16 protein-coding genes are annotated in these 16,912 nt (G+C 69.1%); 4 read left to right on the top strand and 12 right to left on the bottom strand.

Annotated features, from left to right (window positions below; all coding sequences use genetic code 11):
- Positions 1 to 5 precede the first annotated feature (5 nt).
- Positions 6 to 386: a DUF6249 domain-containing protein gene (locus KB221_09930; GenBank protein ID WIY68417.1), complete on the bottom strand. Its 381-nt coding sequence runs from the start codon at positions 384 to 386 to the stop codon at positions 6 to 8.
- A gap of 157 nt (positions 387 to 543) precedes the next feature.
- Here KB221_09930 and KB221_09935 point away from each other — a divergent pair, with 157 nt between their 5' ends.
- Positions 544 to 1,353: an endonuclease/exonuclease/phosphatase family protein gene (locus KB221_09935; protein WIY68418.1), complete on the top strand. Its 810-nt coding sequence runs from the start codon at positions 544 to 546 to the stop codon at positions 1,351 to 1,353.
- Here the strand turns inward: KB221_09935 and KB221_09940 are convergent.
- The 3 genes from KB221_09940 to KB221_09950 are packed head-to-tail and all read right to left on the bottom strand — an operon-like array spanning position 1,340 to position 2,630.
- Positions 1,340 to 1,663, bottom strand: coding sequence for a hypothetical protein (locus KB221_09940; protein ID WIY68419.1), 324 nt, complete (start codon positions 1,661 to 1,663; stop codon positions 1,340 to 1,342). The genes KB221_09935 and KB221_09940 overlap by 14 nt on opposite strands.
- Entirely contained in the window at positions 1,653 to 2,192 is a 540-nt protein-coding gene (locus KB221_09945; GenBank protein ID WIY68420.1) for an RNA polymerase sigma factor, read from the bottom strand. Before KB221_09945 ends, KB221_09940 begins: the two co-directional genes overlap by 11 nt.
- 21 nt (positions 2,193 to 2,213) lie before the next feature.
- On the bottom strand, positions 2,214 to 2,630 hold the full coding sequence (locus tag KB221_09950; GenBank protein WIY68421.1) for a hypothetical protein: 417 nt from the start codon (positions 2,628 to 2,630) through the stop codon (positions 2,214 to 2,216).
- Between the two features lie 189 nt (positions 2,631 to 2,819).
- On the opposite strand from KB221_09950, the gene KB221_09955 reads away from it, so the two are divergent.
- Positions 2,820 to 3,059: a hypothetical protein gene (locus tag KB221_09955; GenBank protein WIY68422.1), complete on the top strand. Its 240-nt coding sequence runs from the start codon at positions 2,820 to 2,822 to the stop codon at positions 3,057 to 3,059.
- Here KB221_09955 and KB221_09960 read toward each other — a convergent pair.
- The 4 genes from KB221_09960 to KB221_09975 all read right to left on the bottom strand — a co-directional run bounded on the left by KB221_09960 (position 3,056) and on the right by KB221_09975 (position 8,736).
- Positions 3,056 to 3,403: an arsenate reductase gene (locus tag KB221_09960; protein WIY68423.1), complete on the bottom strand. Its 348-nt coding sequence runs from the start codon at positions 3,401 to 3,403 to the stop codon at positions 3,056 to 3,058. The genes KB221_09955 and KB221_09960 overlap by 4 nt on opposite strands.
- A 47-nt stretch (positions 3,404 to 3,450) precedes the next feature.
- Complete coding sequence (locus tag KB221_09965; GenBank protein ID WIY68424.1) at positions 3,451 to 4,857, bottom strand: dicarboxylate/amino acid:cation symporter; 1,407 nt, start codon at positions 4,855 to 4,857, stop codon at positions 3,451 to 3,453.
- Positions 4,858 to 4,948: 91 nt separating this feature from the next.
- Entirely contained in the window at positions 4,949 to 8,401 is a 3,453-nt protein-coding gene (gene mfd / locus KB221_09970; protein ID WIY68425.1) for a transcription-repair coupling factor, read from the bottom strand.
- The gene (locus KB221_09975) at positions 8,401 to 8,736 is read right to left on the bottom strand and encodes a succinate dehydrogenase assembly factor 2 (GenBank protein ID WIY68426.1); all 336 of its coding nucleotides are present in this window, start codon (positions 8,734 to 8,736) and stop codon (positions 8,401 to 8,403) included. Before KB221_09975 ends, mfd begins: the two co-directional genes overlap by 1 nt.
- Before the next feature lie 55 nt (positions 8,737 to 8,791).
- Between KB221_09975 and recG the strand changes: the two genes are divergently transcribed.
- On the top strand, positions 8,792 to 10,879 hold the full coding sequence (recG, locus tag KB221_09980) for an ATP-dependent DNA helicase RecG (GenBank protein ID WIY68427.1): 2,088 nt from the start codon (positions 8,792 to 8,794) through the stop codon (positions 10,877 to 10,879).
- On the opposite strand, the gene KB221_09985 is transcribed toward recG, so the two are convergent.
- The 4 genes from KB221_09985 to kdsA are packed head-to-tail and all read right to left on the bottom strand — an operon-like array spanning position 10,876 to position 15,313.
- Entirely contained in the window at positions 10,876 to 11,982 is a 1,107-nt protein-coding gene (locus tag KB221_09985; protein ID WIY68428.1) for a DUF3089 domain-containing protein, read from the bottom strand. The two genes, recG and KB221_09985, sit on opposite strands and share 4 nt — an antisense overlap.
- Positions 11,979 to 12,980 carry an ADP-glyceromanno-heptose 6-epimerase gene (gene rfaD, locus KB221_09990; protein WIY68429.1) on the bottom strand — a complete coding sequence of 334 codons (1,002 nt, stop codon included), beginning with the start codon at positions 12,978 to 12,980 and terminating at the stop codon, positions 11,979 to 11,981. The genes KB221_09985 and rfaD overlap by 4 nt, the downstream gene beginning before the upstream one ends.
- Positions 12,977 to 14,431, bottom strand: a complete 1,455-nt coding sequence (gene rfaE2 / locus KB221_09995) for a D-glycero-beta-D-manno-heptose 1-phosphate adenylyltransferase (GenBank protein ID WIY68430.1) — start codon at positions 14,429 to 14,431, stop codon at positions 12,977 to 12,979. The genes rfaD and rfaE2 overlap by 4 nt, the downstream gene beginning before the upstream one ends.
- A gap of 18 nt (positions 14,432 to 14,449) precedes the next feature.
- A complete protein-coding gene (kdsA, locus tag KB221_10000) occupies positions 14,450 to 15,313 on the bottom strand; it encodes a 3-deoxy-8-phosphooctulonate synthase (GenBank protein ID WIY68431.1) in 864 nt (287 codons plus the stop codon).
- A 111-nt stretch (positions 15,314 to 15,424) separates the two neighbouring features.
- On the opposite strand from kdsA, the gene KB221_10005 reads away from it, so the two are divergent.
- A complete protein-coding gene (locus KB221_10005) occupies positions 15,425 to 16,888 on the top strand; it encodes a deoxyribodipyrimidine photo-lyase (protein WIY68432.1) in 1,464 nt (487 codons plus the stop codon).
- The last annotated feature ends 24 nt before the right edge of the window (positions 16,889 to 16,912 follow it).

Genomic DNA, 16,912 nt, shown 5'->3' on the forward strand with positions numbered 1-16,912 from the left:
CCGACTCAGCCCTTGTTCTTGTTGAAGGCGCTCAGAATGATGAAGGCCAGGCCGATGAAGCCCGGGATGGCGGCGAAGGCCCCGAAGCCCCAGGCCTCGGACTCACCGAACTTGAAGCCGATGAAGGAGAAGGTCGCAGCGATGCCCAGCGACAGTGCGAGCAGGATCACGCCGATGCGCAGGTCCCGGCCGGCGGTCGCAGGCGGTTTGACGGTCTGGCGGGTCAGGGCATCAATGACCTCGGGCGGCAGCGCCTGCCCCTTGTCGATCGACGCCCGCAGCGTCGCCTGCATCTCACGCCGTTCCCTGCTCTTCAGCCAGGTCGGCACGATCACGATGGCGGCGATCATCGCGAACATCGTGATCGGGATCATGACCTCATTCATCTCGCAAATCCTCTGGTTTTGTGTTCGACTGGAGCGTGATGCTTCGGCCTTCTGACGACAAGAGGCGGCGGGGAGGCCGTACGGATGCGAACCGGCAGGTGAAACTTTCGTAAGGCAGGCGAATTCGCCAGAAATGCCGCAACTCCGGGGAAGCACCATGATCGACCGCCGCATCCTGCTGGCCGGACTGGGCGCCGCCCCGCTGGCCGGCTGTGCCTCAATGCCTGCCGGTCACGCCGGGACCGACCTGAAGCTGGTCACCTTCAACATCTGGCATAACCAGGGGGACTGGGCCGCGCGCCTGCCGCTGCTGGTCGCCGCCATCCGGGCCGGGGACGCCGACGTTGTCGGCCTGCAGGAGGTGCTCGAGGACGCCGCTGTCGATCTGCCCAACCAGGCGCGGACGATCGCCGATGCCCTGGGCGGCTATTCGGTGCACTTCGTCTCGACAGACCCTGAAGGGGTGCCGCGGCGTTACGGCAACGCCATTCTCAGCCGCTTGCCCGTTACCGACGTCGAGTCGCGCAAACTCCAGCCGCTCGACGACTACCGCACCGCCCTGAGGGTCCGCGTCACCTTGGGCGGACAGTCCGTGGACGTCGTCAACACCCATCTGGCCTGGCAGGAGGACGCGGCCGCCGTCCGGGCGCGCCAGATCGCCGACCTGATCTCCATGCTGCCGCAGGACGGAACGCCCCTGATCGTCATGGGGGACTTCAATGCCATGCAGGCGGACGCCGGCCTCGCCGCCCTCACCGGACCCCGCTTCTTCAGCGCCCTGCCCCGCGGCGCGGCGCAGACGACACTCAACCCTGCCAGGGGACATCCGGAGCGCGTGATCGACCACATCTTTGCGGAGACGGCCCGCTTCGCCCCGGCGCGTGCCGCGGTGATCGGCTCAGAGCCGGTGAACGGCGAATATCCGTCCGACCATTTCGGCGTGGCCGCAACGGTCAGCGTGCGCTGAACGGGACCCGGAAACCTCTTCCGAAGCGGCGCGACAGCCACAGGGCGGCGGCGGCGGTGACCGCCGCTCCGGCGAGCATGGCGGCGGCGGGCTGGAGCGCGGCACCCAGACTGTCGCTCATCGGCCCGACCACCGGGATCAGCGCCCACAAAACGGCCACGGCGGCCACGGCCCAGGGCACGAGGGCGGCCACGGTCATCCACGCCCGGCGCAGGGCGATCGCCTGCGCCATCCGGGCCTGGAAGGCGTAGTCGCGCGCGGGCGGTGCCTCGGCGGCGAACAGGGCGGCCAGTTTCTGTTCAGGCGTCATCCGGACCTCCCAGCGCCTTGAGCAAACGCGCCCGTCCGCGGGCAACATGCGACTTCACCGTGCCGAGAGGCAAGCCCAGAGCCATCGACGCCTCGCCGTGCGACCAGCCGTCGCCCAGACACAGGGCCACGCAGGCGCGCACATCGGACGGCAGCTCGGACATGGCGGCCTCGACGGACATCCGCTCCTCCGGGGACACGCCAACCGGCGTCACCACGGTCTCCAGCCAGAGATTGTCCCGGGCCGCGCCGCGCCGTGCGGACCGGATCCGGTCCTGCGCCTTGCGCCAGGCGATGCCGCACAGCCAGGCGCGGACTCCGGCGGGCTCCTTGAGCGACCGAAGCGAACGCCAGGCCGCGAGGAAGGCCTCCTGCGCCACATCGTCCGCCTCGGCCCAGCCGCCGCCCAGCATCCGCCGCAGAAAGCCGCGCACCGCCGCCTGGTGCCGCTCGATCAGCCGCGAAAAGGCGGCGTCCGAGCCGGCGAGCGCGCGGCCCACCAGCTCGGCGTCGGTCTGCAATCCTCCCATGGCGCGCGCCCCCGGCCGGCATCAGGTCCGCGGACCGCGCCCGCCGCTGCGCAGGGCCGAGACCAGCGAGGCCAGACACAGGGCACCCAGCACGAAGCTGACAATCAGGAAGGCGTCGCCTGCGCCATACATGTCGGACCAGCTGGCGTAGCCAAAGCCCGCCGACATCACCCCGAACAGCACCACCGAGAACCACGAGCCGTCGCCGGGGCGGCCGCCCTGGTTGCGGGTCTGCCAGGAGTCATCATCCGCATCGATCGGGCGGTCCAGCACCTTGAGCAGGGCGGCCGGCGGCTCCTGGCCCTTCTCGGCATAGGTCTGGATCAGCTTCAGCGTATCCTTCTGCCGGCGGTAGTTGAGCAGGCTCGAAAAGCCGGACGCCACGAACCAGCCGAGCGGAAAGATCAGCCACCAGTATGAACGGAACAGGTCTTCCATCGTCTTCACCCCTCACCGCGCCGGGCCCTTCGCCCGCGCTTTCATAGGGTAGTCGGCGCCGGCCTTGCCAGTGGATGCGGGGGCTTCAATTTTTTTGGAGCCGGCGGGATCGAGCCTTCCCTGCAACGCCCCTGCCCGCCCCGCGTTGAACTGGCATCGTCCACCCAACCCGAGCCGGAGCCTCGCCCCATGGTCCAGATCACCTATCGCATCGTCGAACACGACGGCGGCTGGGCCTATCAGCTGGGCGGCACATATTCGGAGACCTACCCGGACCATGACACGGCCCGCGCCGCCGCCATCGCCGTTGCGCGCGAGCAGAAGGTGCCCGACGAGAACACGCTGATCGAATATGCCGACCCGTCCGGCAACTGGATCACCGAACGCGCCGACGGCCATGACCGGCCCGAGGTCGACGTCGAAGGCTAGATCAGGACGGCGGCGTACCGCTCCGGCTTGAACCCGACCAGGGTCCGGCCACCCAGATCCAGCACCGGCCTTTTGATCATCGACGGCTGCGCCAGCATCAGATCGACGGCCTTGCCCGCATCCAGATCGGCCTTGTCGGCGTCCGGCAGAGCCCGGAACGTCGTACCGGCGCGGTTGAGCACCGTCTCCCAGCCATGCTCGGACACCCAGGCCTCCAGCCGCGGCCGGTCGATCCCGACCTTCTTGTAGTCATGGAAGGCGAAGGGGACGCCGTGCTGCTCGAGCCAGACACGGGCCTTCTTGACGGTGTCGCAGTTGGGGATGCCGTAGAGGGTGTGGGTCATGCGCGCCTTTTGCCCGGACGGTCCGGCGGCGGCAAGGCGGAGCGGGTCTAGTCGTCGTCCGCTTCCCGGCTGCCGGCGACGATCGGCGTCGGACCGCCTGCGAGCGCCGTGTTCAAGGCCTCGCGATCCAGTCCGTTCTCCCACCTTGCCACCACGATCGTGGCCACGGCATTGCCGATGAAATTGGTCAGGGCCCGGCACTCGCTCATGAACCGGTCGACGCCGAGGATCAGCGCCATGCCCGCCACCGGCACGCTCGGCACCACCGCCAGGGTCGCGGCCAGGGTAATGAAGCCCGCCCCGGTCACGCCCGCCGCGCCCTTGGAGCTGAGCATGGCCACCGCCAGCAGCAGCAGCTGGTCGCCCAGCGACAGCTCGACCCCGCAGGCCTGGGCGATGAACAGGGCCGCCAGCGTCATATAGATGTTGGTGCCGTCCAGATTGAACGAATAGCCCGTCGGCACGACCAGCCCGACCACCGACCGGTCGCAGCCGGCGCGGCCCATCTTCTCGATCAGACTGGGCAGGGCCGCCTCGGACGACGAGGTCCCCAGCACCAGCAGCAGCTCCTCCTTGAGGTAGCGCATCAGTTTAAAGATCGAGAAGCCGTTGAACCGCGCGACCAGCCCCAGCACCACAACCACGAACAGGGCCGAGGTCAGGTAGAATGTGGCCACGAGTGCGGCGAGGTTGATCACCGACTCGATGCCGTAGCGCCCGATGGTGAAGGCGAAGGCCCCGAACGCTCCGATCGGGGCCGCCTTCATCAGGATGGCCACCAGTTTGAAGAAGGCCTCCGATACGCTCTCCAGCACGGTCATCACGGGCTGGGCCCGGTCGCCGATGATCGCCAGCGAGATGCCGAACAGGATGGCGAAGAACAGGACCTGCAGGATCTCGCCGCCGGCGAAGGCCCCGACCACGGTCTCGGGGATGATGTTCATCAGGAAGGCCACGATGTCGGTGTCGTGGGCCTTGGCGACATAGGTCTCGACCGCCGCCGGATCGAGCGTCGCCGGATCGACGTTCATGCCCGCACCGGGTTTCACCACATTGGCGACGACCAGGCCGATGATCAGGGCCAAGGTCGAGAAGGTCAGGAAATAGGCGAAGGCCTTGCCCACCACCTGGCCCAGCTTTCCGAGGTCGCGCAGGTGGGCGATCCCCGTCGCCACGGTCAGGAAGATCACCGGGGCGATGATCATCTTTACCAGCCGGATGAAGGCGTCGCCCAGCGGCTTCAGGCTCTCGCCGAAGACCGGCCAGAAATGCCCGATCAGGGCACCGAGGCTGATGGCGACCAGCACCTGGAAATACAGATGGCTCCAGATCAGCTTGCGAACCGGCGGCGGCAGGGGCGCGGCCGGTTCCGGCACGGCGACGCCCGGCGCGACCCGCTTCACAGCCGAGGCGCGCTGGCCTGCGCCGGCGGATGTCGTGGGCTTGCGCGCCATGGCCGTCCCCTCCTGTCCCGGCTCATCCGCCGCGACTCGCGGGTTCAGCCTAGAGCGACTGAAGTGCCGATCACAGCCATGCGTTCCCGGCTCAGGCCGCCGCCACCCGCGCCAGGTCGGCCGTGATCCGCTCGGCCACCTTCAGCCGGTCCGCCGCCGTGTCCCACTCGCCCTTGACGACGATCTTCTGGTCCGGCCGGATCTTCCAGAAGGCGTGGTTCTTCTGGATCAGCCCGACCAGCCCCATCGGATTGGGGAAGGCGTTGTTGCGCAGGGTCAGCACCGCCCCCTTGGGCCCGATATCGATCCGCTCGATACAGGCCGTCTTGCAGTTGGCCTTGATGCCGACGATGCGCAGCAGCTGTTTCGCCTCGTCCGGCAGAGGGCCGAACCGGTCGATGAGTTCTGCCGCCAGCGCCTCGCGCGTCTCCGAATTCTCGGCGTCCGACAGGCGGCGATACAGGCTCAGTCGAACATTCAGGTCCGGGACGTAATCCTCTGGAATTAATACCGCTGCACCGACATTGATCGCCGGCGACCAGCCGCGATCGACCAGCCCGCCGCCCTCACCCGCCTGGCGGAGCTCCGCCACGGCATCCTCGAGCATCTGCTGGTACAGCTCGACCCCGACCTCGCGGATATGGCCCGACTGTTCATCGCCCAGCAGGTTGCCGCCGCCGCGCTGGTCCAGATCGTGGCTGGCCAGCTGGAAGCCGGCACCGAGGTTGTCCAGCGACTGCAGCACCTGCAGCCGCCGCTCGGACGACAGGCTCATCGGCTTGTTCGGCGGCGTGGTCAGATAGGCGAAGGCGCGCGCCTTGGCCCGGCCGATGCGGCCGCGGATCTGGTGCAGCTGGGCCAGGCCGAACATGTCGGCCTTGTGCACGATCAGGGTGTTGGCCGTGGGCACATCCAGCCCGCTCTCGACGATCGTGGTCGACAGCAGCAGGTCGTAGCTGCCGTCGTAGAAGGCGCTCATCACGTCTTCCAGCTGGGTCGGCGACATCTGGCCGTGACCGACCACGAATTTGATCTCCGGCACCTTCTCGCGAAGGAACTGTTCGATGTCCGGCAGGTCCGACAGGCGCGGCACGACATAATAGGCCTGACCGCCGCGGTATTTCTCGCGCAGCAGGGCCTCGCGGACCAGCACCGGGTCCCACGGCGTGACATAGGTCCGCACCGCCAGTCGATCGACCGGCGGGGTGGCGATGATCGACATCTCGCGGATGCCCGACAGCGCCATCTGCAGCGTCCGGGGGATCGGCGTGGCCGTCAGGGTCAGCAGGTGAACGTCGGCGCGGAGGCCCTTCAGCTTCTCCTTGTGCTTGACGCCGAAATGCTGCTCTTCATCAACAATAACAAGGCCCAGATCCTTGAACCCGACCTGATCACTGAGCACCGCATGGGTGCCGACGACAATCTCGAACGAGCCGTCCTTGAGCCCCGCGCGCGTCTCGGCCGCGTCCTTGGCCGTGACCATCCGCGACAGGTGCCGCACCTTGACCGGCCAGCCGGCGAACCGCTCGCTGAAGGTCTTGAAATGCTGCCGCGCCAGCAGGGTCGTCGGGCAGACGATGGCCACCTGCTGCCCCGTCATGGCCACCACGAAGGCGGCGCGCAGCGCCACCTCGGTCTTGCCGAAGCCGACGTCGCCGCAGATCAGCCGGTCCATCGGCGTGCCCTTGCCGAGGTCCTCCAGCACATCGCCGATGGCGTTCAGCTGGTCGTCCGTCTCCTCGTACGGGAAGCGGGCGCAGAACTCGTCGAACAGGCCGTGCGGCGGCGTGATCGGGTCGGACGACCGCAGCGACCGCTTGGCCGCGAGCGCGATCAGCCCCTCGGCCATGTCGCGCAGACGGGCCTTGGCCTTGGCCTTGCGCGCCTGCCAGCCCGCCCCGCCCAGCCGGTCCAGTTGCGCCCCGTCGGTCTCCGAACCGTAGCGGGTCAGCAGGTCGATGTTCTCGACCGGCAGGTACAGCTTGCTGTCGCCGGCGTAGAGCAGTTCCAGACAGTCGTGCGGCGCCTGCTGGATCTCCAGCGTCTTCAGCCCCTCATAGCGGCCGATGCCGTGGTCGAGGTGGACCACCAGATCGCCGGTCGTCAGGGCGGAGGCCTCGGCGAGGAAGTTCGACGCCCGCCGCTTCTTCTTCGGCCGCGCCAGCCGGTCGCCCAGCATGTCGGTCTCGGAGATGACGGCGATCGCGTCCGTCTCGAAGCCATGTTCGACCGGCAGGACGCCGCGCAGATAGATGTCCTTCGGCGCCGTCTGGACATCGGCCCAGTTGCGCACCGCCACGACGTGTTCCAGCCCGTGGTCTGCCAGCATGGCCGCCAGCCGCTCGGACGATCCCTCGGTCCAGGACGCGAACAGAACCCGCTTGCCGGCCGCCTTCAGCGCCTCGGCATGCCGCGCCACGGCCTCGAACAGATTGACGCTGTCCTGCGCCCGCTCGGCCGAGAAGCTGCGCCCCAGCCGCCCGCCGGCATCGTCGCCCGGGCCCTGGAAGGGCGACAGACGCCGCACCCATCGGCCCGCCAGGGCGCTGTGCCAGTCGCTCTCGCCCAGATACAGCCGCTCGGGCGGCAGGGCGCGATAGGCGGCCCCGCCCTTGCCCATCGCCGCATCACGACGCGCCTCATAGGCGTCGCGGGTCAGGGTCCAGCGCTCGCCCCGCGCCGCCTCGACCTGATTGTCGAGGAACAGCCGCGCGTCGTCGGGCAGATAGTCGAACAGGGTCTCGAGCCGGTCGTAGAGCAGCGGCAGCCAGTGCTCCATGCCCTGCCGCCGCGCGCCCTCGCTGATGGCGGCGTAGAGCGGATCGTCTCCCGCCGCGCCGAACAGACCGAGGTAGCCGGTGCGGAAGCGGGAGATACTGTCGGGGTCGAGCAGGGCCTCGGACACGGGTGCCAGGTGCACCTCGCGCAACTGGCCGGTCGACCGCTGGGTGGCCGGGTCGAAGGTCCGGATCGACTCCAGCTCCGAGCCGAACATGTCCAGCCGCACCGGCTCCTCAAAGCCCGGCGGATAGACGTCAATCACCCCGCCGCGCACGGCGAACTCGCCCTTCTCCGACACGGTCGAGGCGCGCATGTAGCCGTTGGCCGCGAAATACCGCTCCAGCGCCGCGGTCTCGAGGTCGAGCCCGACCGTGGTCTGGAACCCGGCGCCGTTGGTGACTTCCCGCGGCGGCGTCCGCTGCATGGCCGCGCCGACCGTGGTGACGACCAGCACCGGCTTGCGGTCGCCGGGCGCGCGCTGCGCCAGCCGCGTCAGGGCCGCCATCCGCTCGGCCGAGGCCGACGAGGTCGGGCTCAACCGGTCGTAGGGCAAACAATCCCAGGCCGGGAACTCCACGATCTCGATATCGTCGGCGAAGAAGCCGAAGGCCTGCACGAACTCGCCCATCCGGGCGTAGTCCCGCGCGACGAACAGACCCACACCGCCGTCGGCCTTCAGCCGTTCGGCGACGACCAGGGCATCCAGCCCCTCCGGCGCGCCGCCCAGATCCTGATCACTGCGTTTGGGAAGCGCGCCGTCCATCAGCCGGCCCCCTCGGCCACAGCCGCGGCGACATGGTCGCGCATGAAGATCCGCAGCTTGATCATCACGGGCGTGTCGTGGACCGGCGGCGTGGGCTCCGTCCCGGTGATCCAGGCGTAGATGCGGTGATCGTCGTCCTCGGCCAGCAGGGCTTCGAGCGAATCCAGCTCGCTCTCGTCCAGCGATGGACCGACCTGGTCGACAAAGGGGCCCAGCACCAGGTCGGCCTCGCGGAACCCGCGCCGCCATGCCCGGAAAGTGATCCGGCCGAGTCGTTGCTTCAGACGTGCGTCAATATCGGCCACAAGGTTCCTTGCCCGGTCGGTGAGGTTCAATCGCGCTGCGGAGATAGCGTTCCAGACGCGCTTTCGCCAGCTATGCTGTCGTCGCATGCGGCCCCAGATTCTCTTTCCCCTGTTCGCGGAGGTTTCCAGCCTGAAGGGCGTGGGGCCGAAGATCCTGCCGCTCGTCCAGAAACTGGCCGGGCCGCTGGTCCGCGACGTGGCCTTCCTGTCGCCCTCGGGCCTGATCGTTCGCCAGCCGATGACGGCGGTGAATGCGGTCGAGGGGCAGGTCGGAATCTTCGAGGTCGTCATCGACCGGCTGTTCGTGCCCGGCAAACCCGGTGCCCCGATCAAGGTCCGGGCCTCTGACGACACCGGCTTTGTCCACATGATCTGGTTCGGCGGTTCGGCCCAGCACATCGATCGCCTCCTGCCCAAGGGTCAGAAGCGGCTGGTCTCAGGCAAGGTCGAACGCTTCAACGCCGAGGTCCAGATCGTCCATCCGGACATCTTCACGCCCGAACAGGCCGGCGAGATCGCCGCCATCGAGCCGGTCTATCCGGCGACCGCCGGCCTCTCCTCACGCGTGGTCCGCAAACTGGTTCAGGCCGCCCTCACCCACGCGCCCGAACTGCCGGAGTGGCAGGACCCGGCGTGGCTGGCGAAGACCCGCTGGCCCGGCTGGCGCGCAGCGCTCGAGTCCCTGCACGCCCCCGCCTCCGAACCCGAGCTGGAGCCCGACGCCCCGGCCCGGCAGCGGCTTGCCTACGACGAATTGCTGGCGCACCAGCTGGCCCTCGCGCGCCGTCGCCGCGCGCGCCAGATCACGCCAGGACCGCGCATCGCGCCGGGCGAGGCCTCCGCTCAGCTGCAGGCCGCTCTGGGCTTCGACCTGACGGGTGCCCAGCAACAGGCCGTCGCCGAGATCCGCCGCGACCTCGCCTCGGGCGAACAGATGGGCCGGCTGCTGCAGGGCGACGTCGGCTCGGGCAAGACGGCGGTCGCCGCCCTGGCCCTGGCGGATGCCGCCGCGTCCGGCTTCCAGGCCGCCCTGATGGCACCCACCGAAATCCTCGCCCGCCAGCACTGGCAGCGTCTGGCACCGCTTCTGGAAGCGGCCGGGGTATCGACCATTCTCCTGACTGGCCGCGACACCCCCGCCGAGCGCCGCGTCCGACTGGCGGCCCTCGCTTCGGGCGAGGCCCAAATCGCCATCGGCACCCACGCCCTGTTCCAGGACGCCGTCCGCTTCGACCGGCTGGCGCTCGCCGTCATCGACGAACAGCACCGCTTCGGCGTCAATGAGCGCCAGCGGCTGCAGGCCAAGGGCGACCCGCGCACCGGTGGCGTCCATCTGCTGACCATGTCGGCCACCCCCATCCCACGCACCCTGGAACTGACCCAGTACGGCGAGCTCGAGGTCTCCCGCCTGAACGAAAAACCGCCGGGCCGAACGCCGATCACCACCGCCGTCCTGCCGCTGGCCCGCATCAGCGAGGTGGCCAAACGGCTCAAGGCGGCGATCGACAGCGGTGCCCAGGCCTACTGGATCTGCCCTCTGGTGGCCGAGAGCGAGGCCATTGACCTCGCCGCCGCCGAGGCCCGCGCCGCCGACCTGCGCCGCATCCTCAAGATCGAGGTCGGCCTGGCCCACGGCCAGATGCCGGGCGCCGAGCGCGAGGCCGTGATGGCCGATTTCGCCGACGGACGTATCCCGCTGCTGGTGGCCACCACCGTGGTCGAGGTCGGGGTCGATGTGCCCAACGCCACCATCATGGTCATCGAACACGCCGACCGCTTCGGCCTGGCCCAGTTGCACCAGCTGCGGGGCCGCGTGGGGCGCGGAGCCAAGGCCAGCGCCTGCATCCTGCTGTACGGCGGCGGGGACGACGGGCTCGGCGAGACGGCGCGGCTGCGGCTCGAAACCCTGCGGCGCACCGAGGACGGCTTCGAGATCGCCGAGGAAGACTTCCGCCTGCGCGGCGGCGGCGATCCTTTAGGTCTCAAACAGAGCGGCTTCCCGGCCTACCGTTTCGCCGACCCGATCCGGCACCGGTCGCTGCTGCTGACGGCGGCCGACGATGCCCGTCTGGTACTCGGCCGCGACCCGGACCTGACCAGCCCGCGCGGTGAGGCGGTCAAGGTGCTCGAGGCCCTGTTCGACTGGCGCAACGACCGGCCTGGGATCGACTAGGCCGGCTTGCGCGCCTGCCAGACCGCGAGCCGCGCCTGAACATCGGCTTCAATATCGCCATAGAACAGATTGTAAGGCCGTGACTTTCTCCGATCGGCCCAGCCGCCGGTCTCGCGGAATGACTCCGTTCGCGGCTCGGTGTGGCGCAGCAGGCCGCCCCGGCACTGGGTAGCGATCTCGCGGGCCATCAGGGCCGGTCGCACGCCCCATTCGAGCCCCGTCGCATTGGTCGCGCCCTGGTGCAGCCGGGCCTCGACCGGGGCCGTGTCGGTCGAACCGGTCACCGGGTTGACGCACAGGGCCGCCCGCCCCCCGAGGTCGACCAGCCGCCCCCGCCCGTCCCAGACCAGCGCCCGCCGCAACCGCCGGCGTCCGGCGCCGTCGTTGTCCTCGCTGACCGGCGACCAGGCCACGATGCAACCGACCTGGTCGCGGCTGACGCAGGCCGGAACCTGCGGCGACAGGCCGTCGGCCGCCACCACGACATCCATCAGATAGGCCGCCACCAGCCGGCCGCGCAGGGTGGGGTCATCCGCCACCCGCTCGCGCACCAGCCGCTCGACCAGATCACCACCCTGCTCCACCCCGGCCAGAACGATGGGGCCGTCCGGGTGTCGCGCGATCCAGGCCGTAAAGGCCGCGTCGATGTCGCGCCAGGCGAAGGCCCGCGCCTCGCGGGCGTCGTCGCGCAGGGTCAGCCGGGTGTAGAGACTGCCCTGTCGATAGCGCGGCGCGCTGATCCCCCCGGCCCGCGCGAACGGTCCCGCATAGTTGGGCAGGACGACCCGCTTCAGCCAGGCGTCGGCCGCAGGATCGCCGATCGGCCCGTTCCACTCGCGACCACCGTCATAGGTGGTCGAATGCACGAAGAAGACGGCCGCAGGCCCTGACTCCGGTCCGGTCGCGTCGCGCAGCGCCCAGGCACCCGGGTCGCCATAGTCGGGGGCCGGCGGCGGCGTATAGGTCTGGAACGGCACCTGCGGATCCAGACTGGCCCTCAGGATGTCACCGCGCCACACCGCCACCGCCGTGACCAGAACGAGCACAAAGGTCAGGCCGATCCAGCCGGCCCATTGGCGCAGGCTCATCCGGCCGGGCGTCATCGATACGGGTCCGCCGTCGCCAGGAAGGACTGGACGTAGCGACGCACCCCCTCCTCCAGCGGGGTCGACTGCCCTTGGAAGCCCGCCGCCCGCACCCGATCCATCCGGGCCTCGGTGAAATACTGGTATTTGTCCCGGATGCTCTCGGGGGTGTCGACGTATTCGACCCGGGGCGTCTTGCCCGCCGCCGCGAAGGTGGCGTTGGCCAGGTCCAGGAAGGAGCGCGCCTGCCCCGAGCCGGCGTTGAACACGCCTGAGACGCCGGGCGTGTCGAGCAGCCACTCGATGATGTCGACCACGTCGTCGACGAAGACGAAGTCGCGCATCTGGCCGCCATCGGCGTAGGCCGGGTTGTGCGAGCGGAACAGGGTGACCGGCTCATCGGCCTGCACCTTCGGCCAGATCTGGGCCACGACCGACTTCATCCCGCCCTTGTGACCCTCGTTCGGGCCATAGACGTTGAAGAATTTCAGCCCCGCCCACTGGCCCGGCGACTGACCCCGGTCCGACTGGCGCGCCGCATACTGATCGAACAGCATTTTTGAATAGCCATAGGCGTTTAGCGGCTTGAGCGAAGCCAATGCCTCAAGGCTGTCATCATCCTCGAACCCCGCCTCACCATCGCCATAGGTGGCCGCGGACGAGGCGTAGATCATCCGCGCGTCGCGCAGGGCGCACCAGTCCCAAATGTCGCGCGACAGGCTGAAATTGGTGCGCAGGATCAGGTCGGCATCCGGCTCCGTGGTCGAGGAGATGGCCCCCATATGCACCACGGCCTCGACCGACTCGGCATGCCGCTCCAGCTGTTCGAACAGCTCCTCAGGCTGCCAGAAGTCGGCGATGGGGTGTTTGGCGATATTCTTCCACTTGCCCAGGGCGGCGTCTTCCAGACGGTCGCAGACGACCACGTCGCGCCGGTCCTCGGCGCACAGTCGCGCAACGATATTGGAGCCGATGAAGCCCGCGCCGCCCGTGACCACGATCATGCGCCGGCTCATGCTTCGTCCTTCATCTTCTCGATCGTCTTCGTGGTGGAATAGCCATCCTCGAAGGTCGCGAGTCTGACTTCCCCGCCCCAGCTCTCGACCAGATCGCCGCCGACCACGCCCTCCCGCGTATAGTCCGCGCCCTTGATCAGCACATCGGGCCGCAGCCGTGCGATCAGGGCCAGGGGTGTCGGATCATCAAAGGCCGTGACGCGGTCCACGGACTGCAGCCCGCCGATCACCACGGCCCGGCTGTCCAGATCATTGATCGGCCGGCCCTCGCCCTTCAGACGCCGCACCGAGGCATCGGTGTTCAGCGCCACCACCAGCCGGTCGCACCAGCCCCGCGCCTGGGCCAGATAGGCGACGTGGCCGCGGTGTAGGATATCGAAACAGCCGTTGGTGAAGCCGACCTTCAGCCCCTGCCGCTTCCAGCCCTCGACCACATGCGCCAGGTCCTCCAGCGGCATGACCTTGGCGTGGGCCCCCGCGGCGTGCTGGCTCATCTCGGCGTCGATCAGTTCGGCCGGCGTAACCACCGCCGTGCCGGCCTTTCCGACCACCACGCCCGAGGCGAGGATGGCGAACTCGACCGCCGTCTCCAGCGACGCGCCCGCGCCCAGCGCCAGTCCCAGGGCCGCCAGTCCGGTGTCGCCGGCGCCCGAGACGTCGAAGACTTCCCGCGCCCGTCCGGGGAAATGCCGTACCGGTTCGCCGCGCCGCATCAGGCTCATGCCCTTGCCCGCACGGGTGACCACCACGGCCTTCGCTGTCGTCTCGTGCAGCAGCGCCTTGAGCGCCGCCTCGACCTCGGCGTCGGTCTCGACCGGCAGGCCGGTGGCCCCGGCCAGTTCGCTGGCGTTGGGCTTGATCAGATCGACCGCGCCATAGCGGGCGAAGTCGCGCCCCTTGGGGTCGACCACCACCGGCGCGCCCGACTCCTCGGCCGCCGCCAGCGCCTGGGCGATCACCAGATCGCTGACCACACCCTTCGCGTAATCCGAAAGAAGATATACGGAAGCGCCCGTAAATGCGTCGCTTTCATCACCCATCAAGGCCGCCGCTTCTTCATCCAGCCGCAGCAGTTGCTGGCCGGCGGCGACAAAGCGGGTCTTGACGATGGTCGCCACCGCCGCGCGCCGTTCGAGGGCGTCCTCGATGCCCGGTTCGGCCGCGATCAGGGCCGCCAGCTCATCCCCGGCCGCATCCTTGCCGGCGACGGCGCCGAGGCGCGCGATGCCGCCCAGCGCCGCGACATTGCGCGCCACATTGCCGACCCCGCCCGGCATGGCCGTGGTCCGGCGCATGCGCAGCACGGGGATCGGCGCCTCGGGCGAGATCCGGCTGACCTCCCCGTAGACATAGCGGTCCAGCATCAGGTCGCCGACGCAGGCGACCTTCAGTCCGCGCACCCGCTCCAGCAGCGCCTGCAGTTGTCCGAGATCGAGCGTCCGTTCAGCCATCCCCTTGGCCTATCGGATTCAGGCAGCTTTCGCCATCCGCGCCTTGGTCAGGTCGTCATAGGCGATCAGATCGGCGGCCAGCGCCTCGAACTGGTCCAGCGGCACCATGTTCGGCCCGTCCGACGGCGCATTGTCGGGGTCCTGATGGGTTTCCATGAAGACCGCGTCCACGCCCACGGCCACGGCCGCGCGCGCCAGCACCGGCACGAATTCGCGCTGTCCGCCCGAGGACGTCCCCTGCCCGCCCGGCTGCTGCACCGAGTGAGTCGCATCGAACACGACCGGGCAGCCGATCTCGCGCAGGATCGGCAGGGCCCGCATGTCGCTGACCAGGGTGTTGTAGCCGAAGCTGGCACCGCGCTCGCAGGCCATGACGTTGGGATTTCCGGCGCCGACCACCTTGGCGATCACGTTCTTCATGTCCCAGGGCGCGAGGAACTGGCCCTTCTTGATGTTGATCGCCTTGCCCGTCGCCGCGGCGGCCAGCAGCAGGTCGGTCTGGCGACTCAGGAAGGCCGGGATCTGGAGCACATCGACCACCTCGGCGGCGATTCGGCAGTGTTCCTCGGTGTGCACGTCGGTCAGCACCGGCAGGCCGGTGACCTCGCGAATCTCGGCGAAGATCGGCAGCGAGCCTTCGAGGCCGAAACCGCGCGCGGCGGTCGCCGAGGTCCGGTTCGCCTTGTCGAAACTGGTTTTGTAGATGATGCCGACGTTCAGGCGCTCGCCGATCTCCTTCAGCGCATGGGCCATCTCCAGCGCGTGCTGGCGGCTCTCCAGCTGGCACGGGCCGGCGATGAAGACGATCCGCTGTCCGCCGCCGATGGAAACGGGGCGCTTCAGCCCATCCTTGATGTCGATAATGGCGTTTGGCTTGGACAAGGCGGATTTCCCGGATTTGCGGCTTGGCGACGCGCGGCTGATGCCGCACTCATGCGGCGATCAGGTGGCGTCGGACAGTGAGGTTCGCAAGCTATCACGGAGCCCACACGCATGACCACCGAGGCCGAGGCACAACCCGTCATCCTGTGGTTCCGTCAGGATCTGCGTCTGGCGGACAATCCGGCCCTCACCCATGCCGTCGGGACCGGCCGTCCGATCATGCCCGTCTACATCCTCGACCAGGGCCCCGCGACGCGGCAGACCGGTGCCGCCTCCCTGTGGTGGCTCGACAAATCCCTGCGCGCCCTCGACGACTCGCTGCGGTCGCGCGGCTCCCGCCTGATCCTGCGTCGCGGCGACAGCGAGGCCGAGCTCCGTCGCCTGATCGACGAGACCGGCGCCGACGCCGTGTTCCTGAACCGCCGGTTCGAGCCCGACGCCTTCGCCCGCGACGCGGACATCGCCCACGCGCTCCAGGCCGACGGCGTGGCCTGCAAGGGCTGGAATGGAACCCTGCTGGCCCGCCCCGGATCCGTGCTCAACGGCTCCGGCCAGCCCTACAAGGTCTTCACGCCCTTCCACCGCGCCCTCCTGGCCGCCGCGGTCGCCCCGACGCCCGCCCCGGCACCCGCCGGGATTCGCACGCCGCCCGGGCCGGCCTCGGACGATATCGACGCCTGGGGCCTGCACCCCACCCGCCCGGACTGGTCGCGTGGTTTCGACTGGACGCCCGGCGAGGCGGGCGCAGAGACCGCCTTGGCCGCCTTCCTGTCACGCGGTCTCAAATCCTACGGCAATGGCCGGGACATCCCCGCCGAGCCGGCCACCAGCCGCCTGTCGCCGCATCTGCATTTCGGCGAGATCAGCCCCTGGCGCGCGGTCGAGGCCGCCCGTTCGGCCGCCGCCGACGGCCGGGTGCCTGCCGCCGAGGCCGACAAATTCGTGGCCGAGATCGGCTGGCGCGAATTCTCTGCCCATCTGCTGCACGCCTTCCCGCAGATCACCGACACGGCCTTCCGGCCCGAATATGACGCCATGCCGTGGCGCAACGACCTCGCCGGCCTCGAGGCCTGGAAGCGCGGTCTGACCGGCTATCCCGTCGTGGACGCGGGCATGCGCGAGCTCTGGACGACCGGCTTCATGCACAACCGGGTGCGCATGATCGTGGCCTCCTTCCTGATCAAACACCTGCTGATCGACTGGCGGGAGGGCGAGGCCTGGTTCCGCGACACCCTCGTCGACGCCGATATCGCAGCGAATGTGCAGAATTGGCAGTGGGTCGCTGGATCCGGAGCGGATGCTTCTCCGTACTTCCGCATCTTCAACCCGATCACCCAGGGACAGAAATTCGATGCAGACGGCCGATATGTCCGCCGGTGGGTCCCGGAGCTCCGCGGAGTTCCCGACCGCTGGCTGCACGCGCCCTGGACCGCGCCCCCGGAAATCCTCCGGGGCGCCCGCGTGCGTCTGGGCGCGGAATACCCCCGCCCGCTCGTCGATCATGACATCGCCCGCAAGCGTGCGCTCGACGCGCTCGGGACCGTCGTGGCGAGCCGCGCCGCCGAAGGGGATTGACGGGCGGGCGGCCCATACCCACCC

This window comes from Aquidulcibacter paucihalophilus (assembly GCA_030285985.1).
Lineage (GTDB): Bacteria > Pseudomonadota > Alphaproteobacteria > Caulobacterales > Caulobacteraceae > Brevundimonas.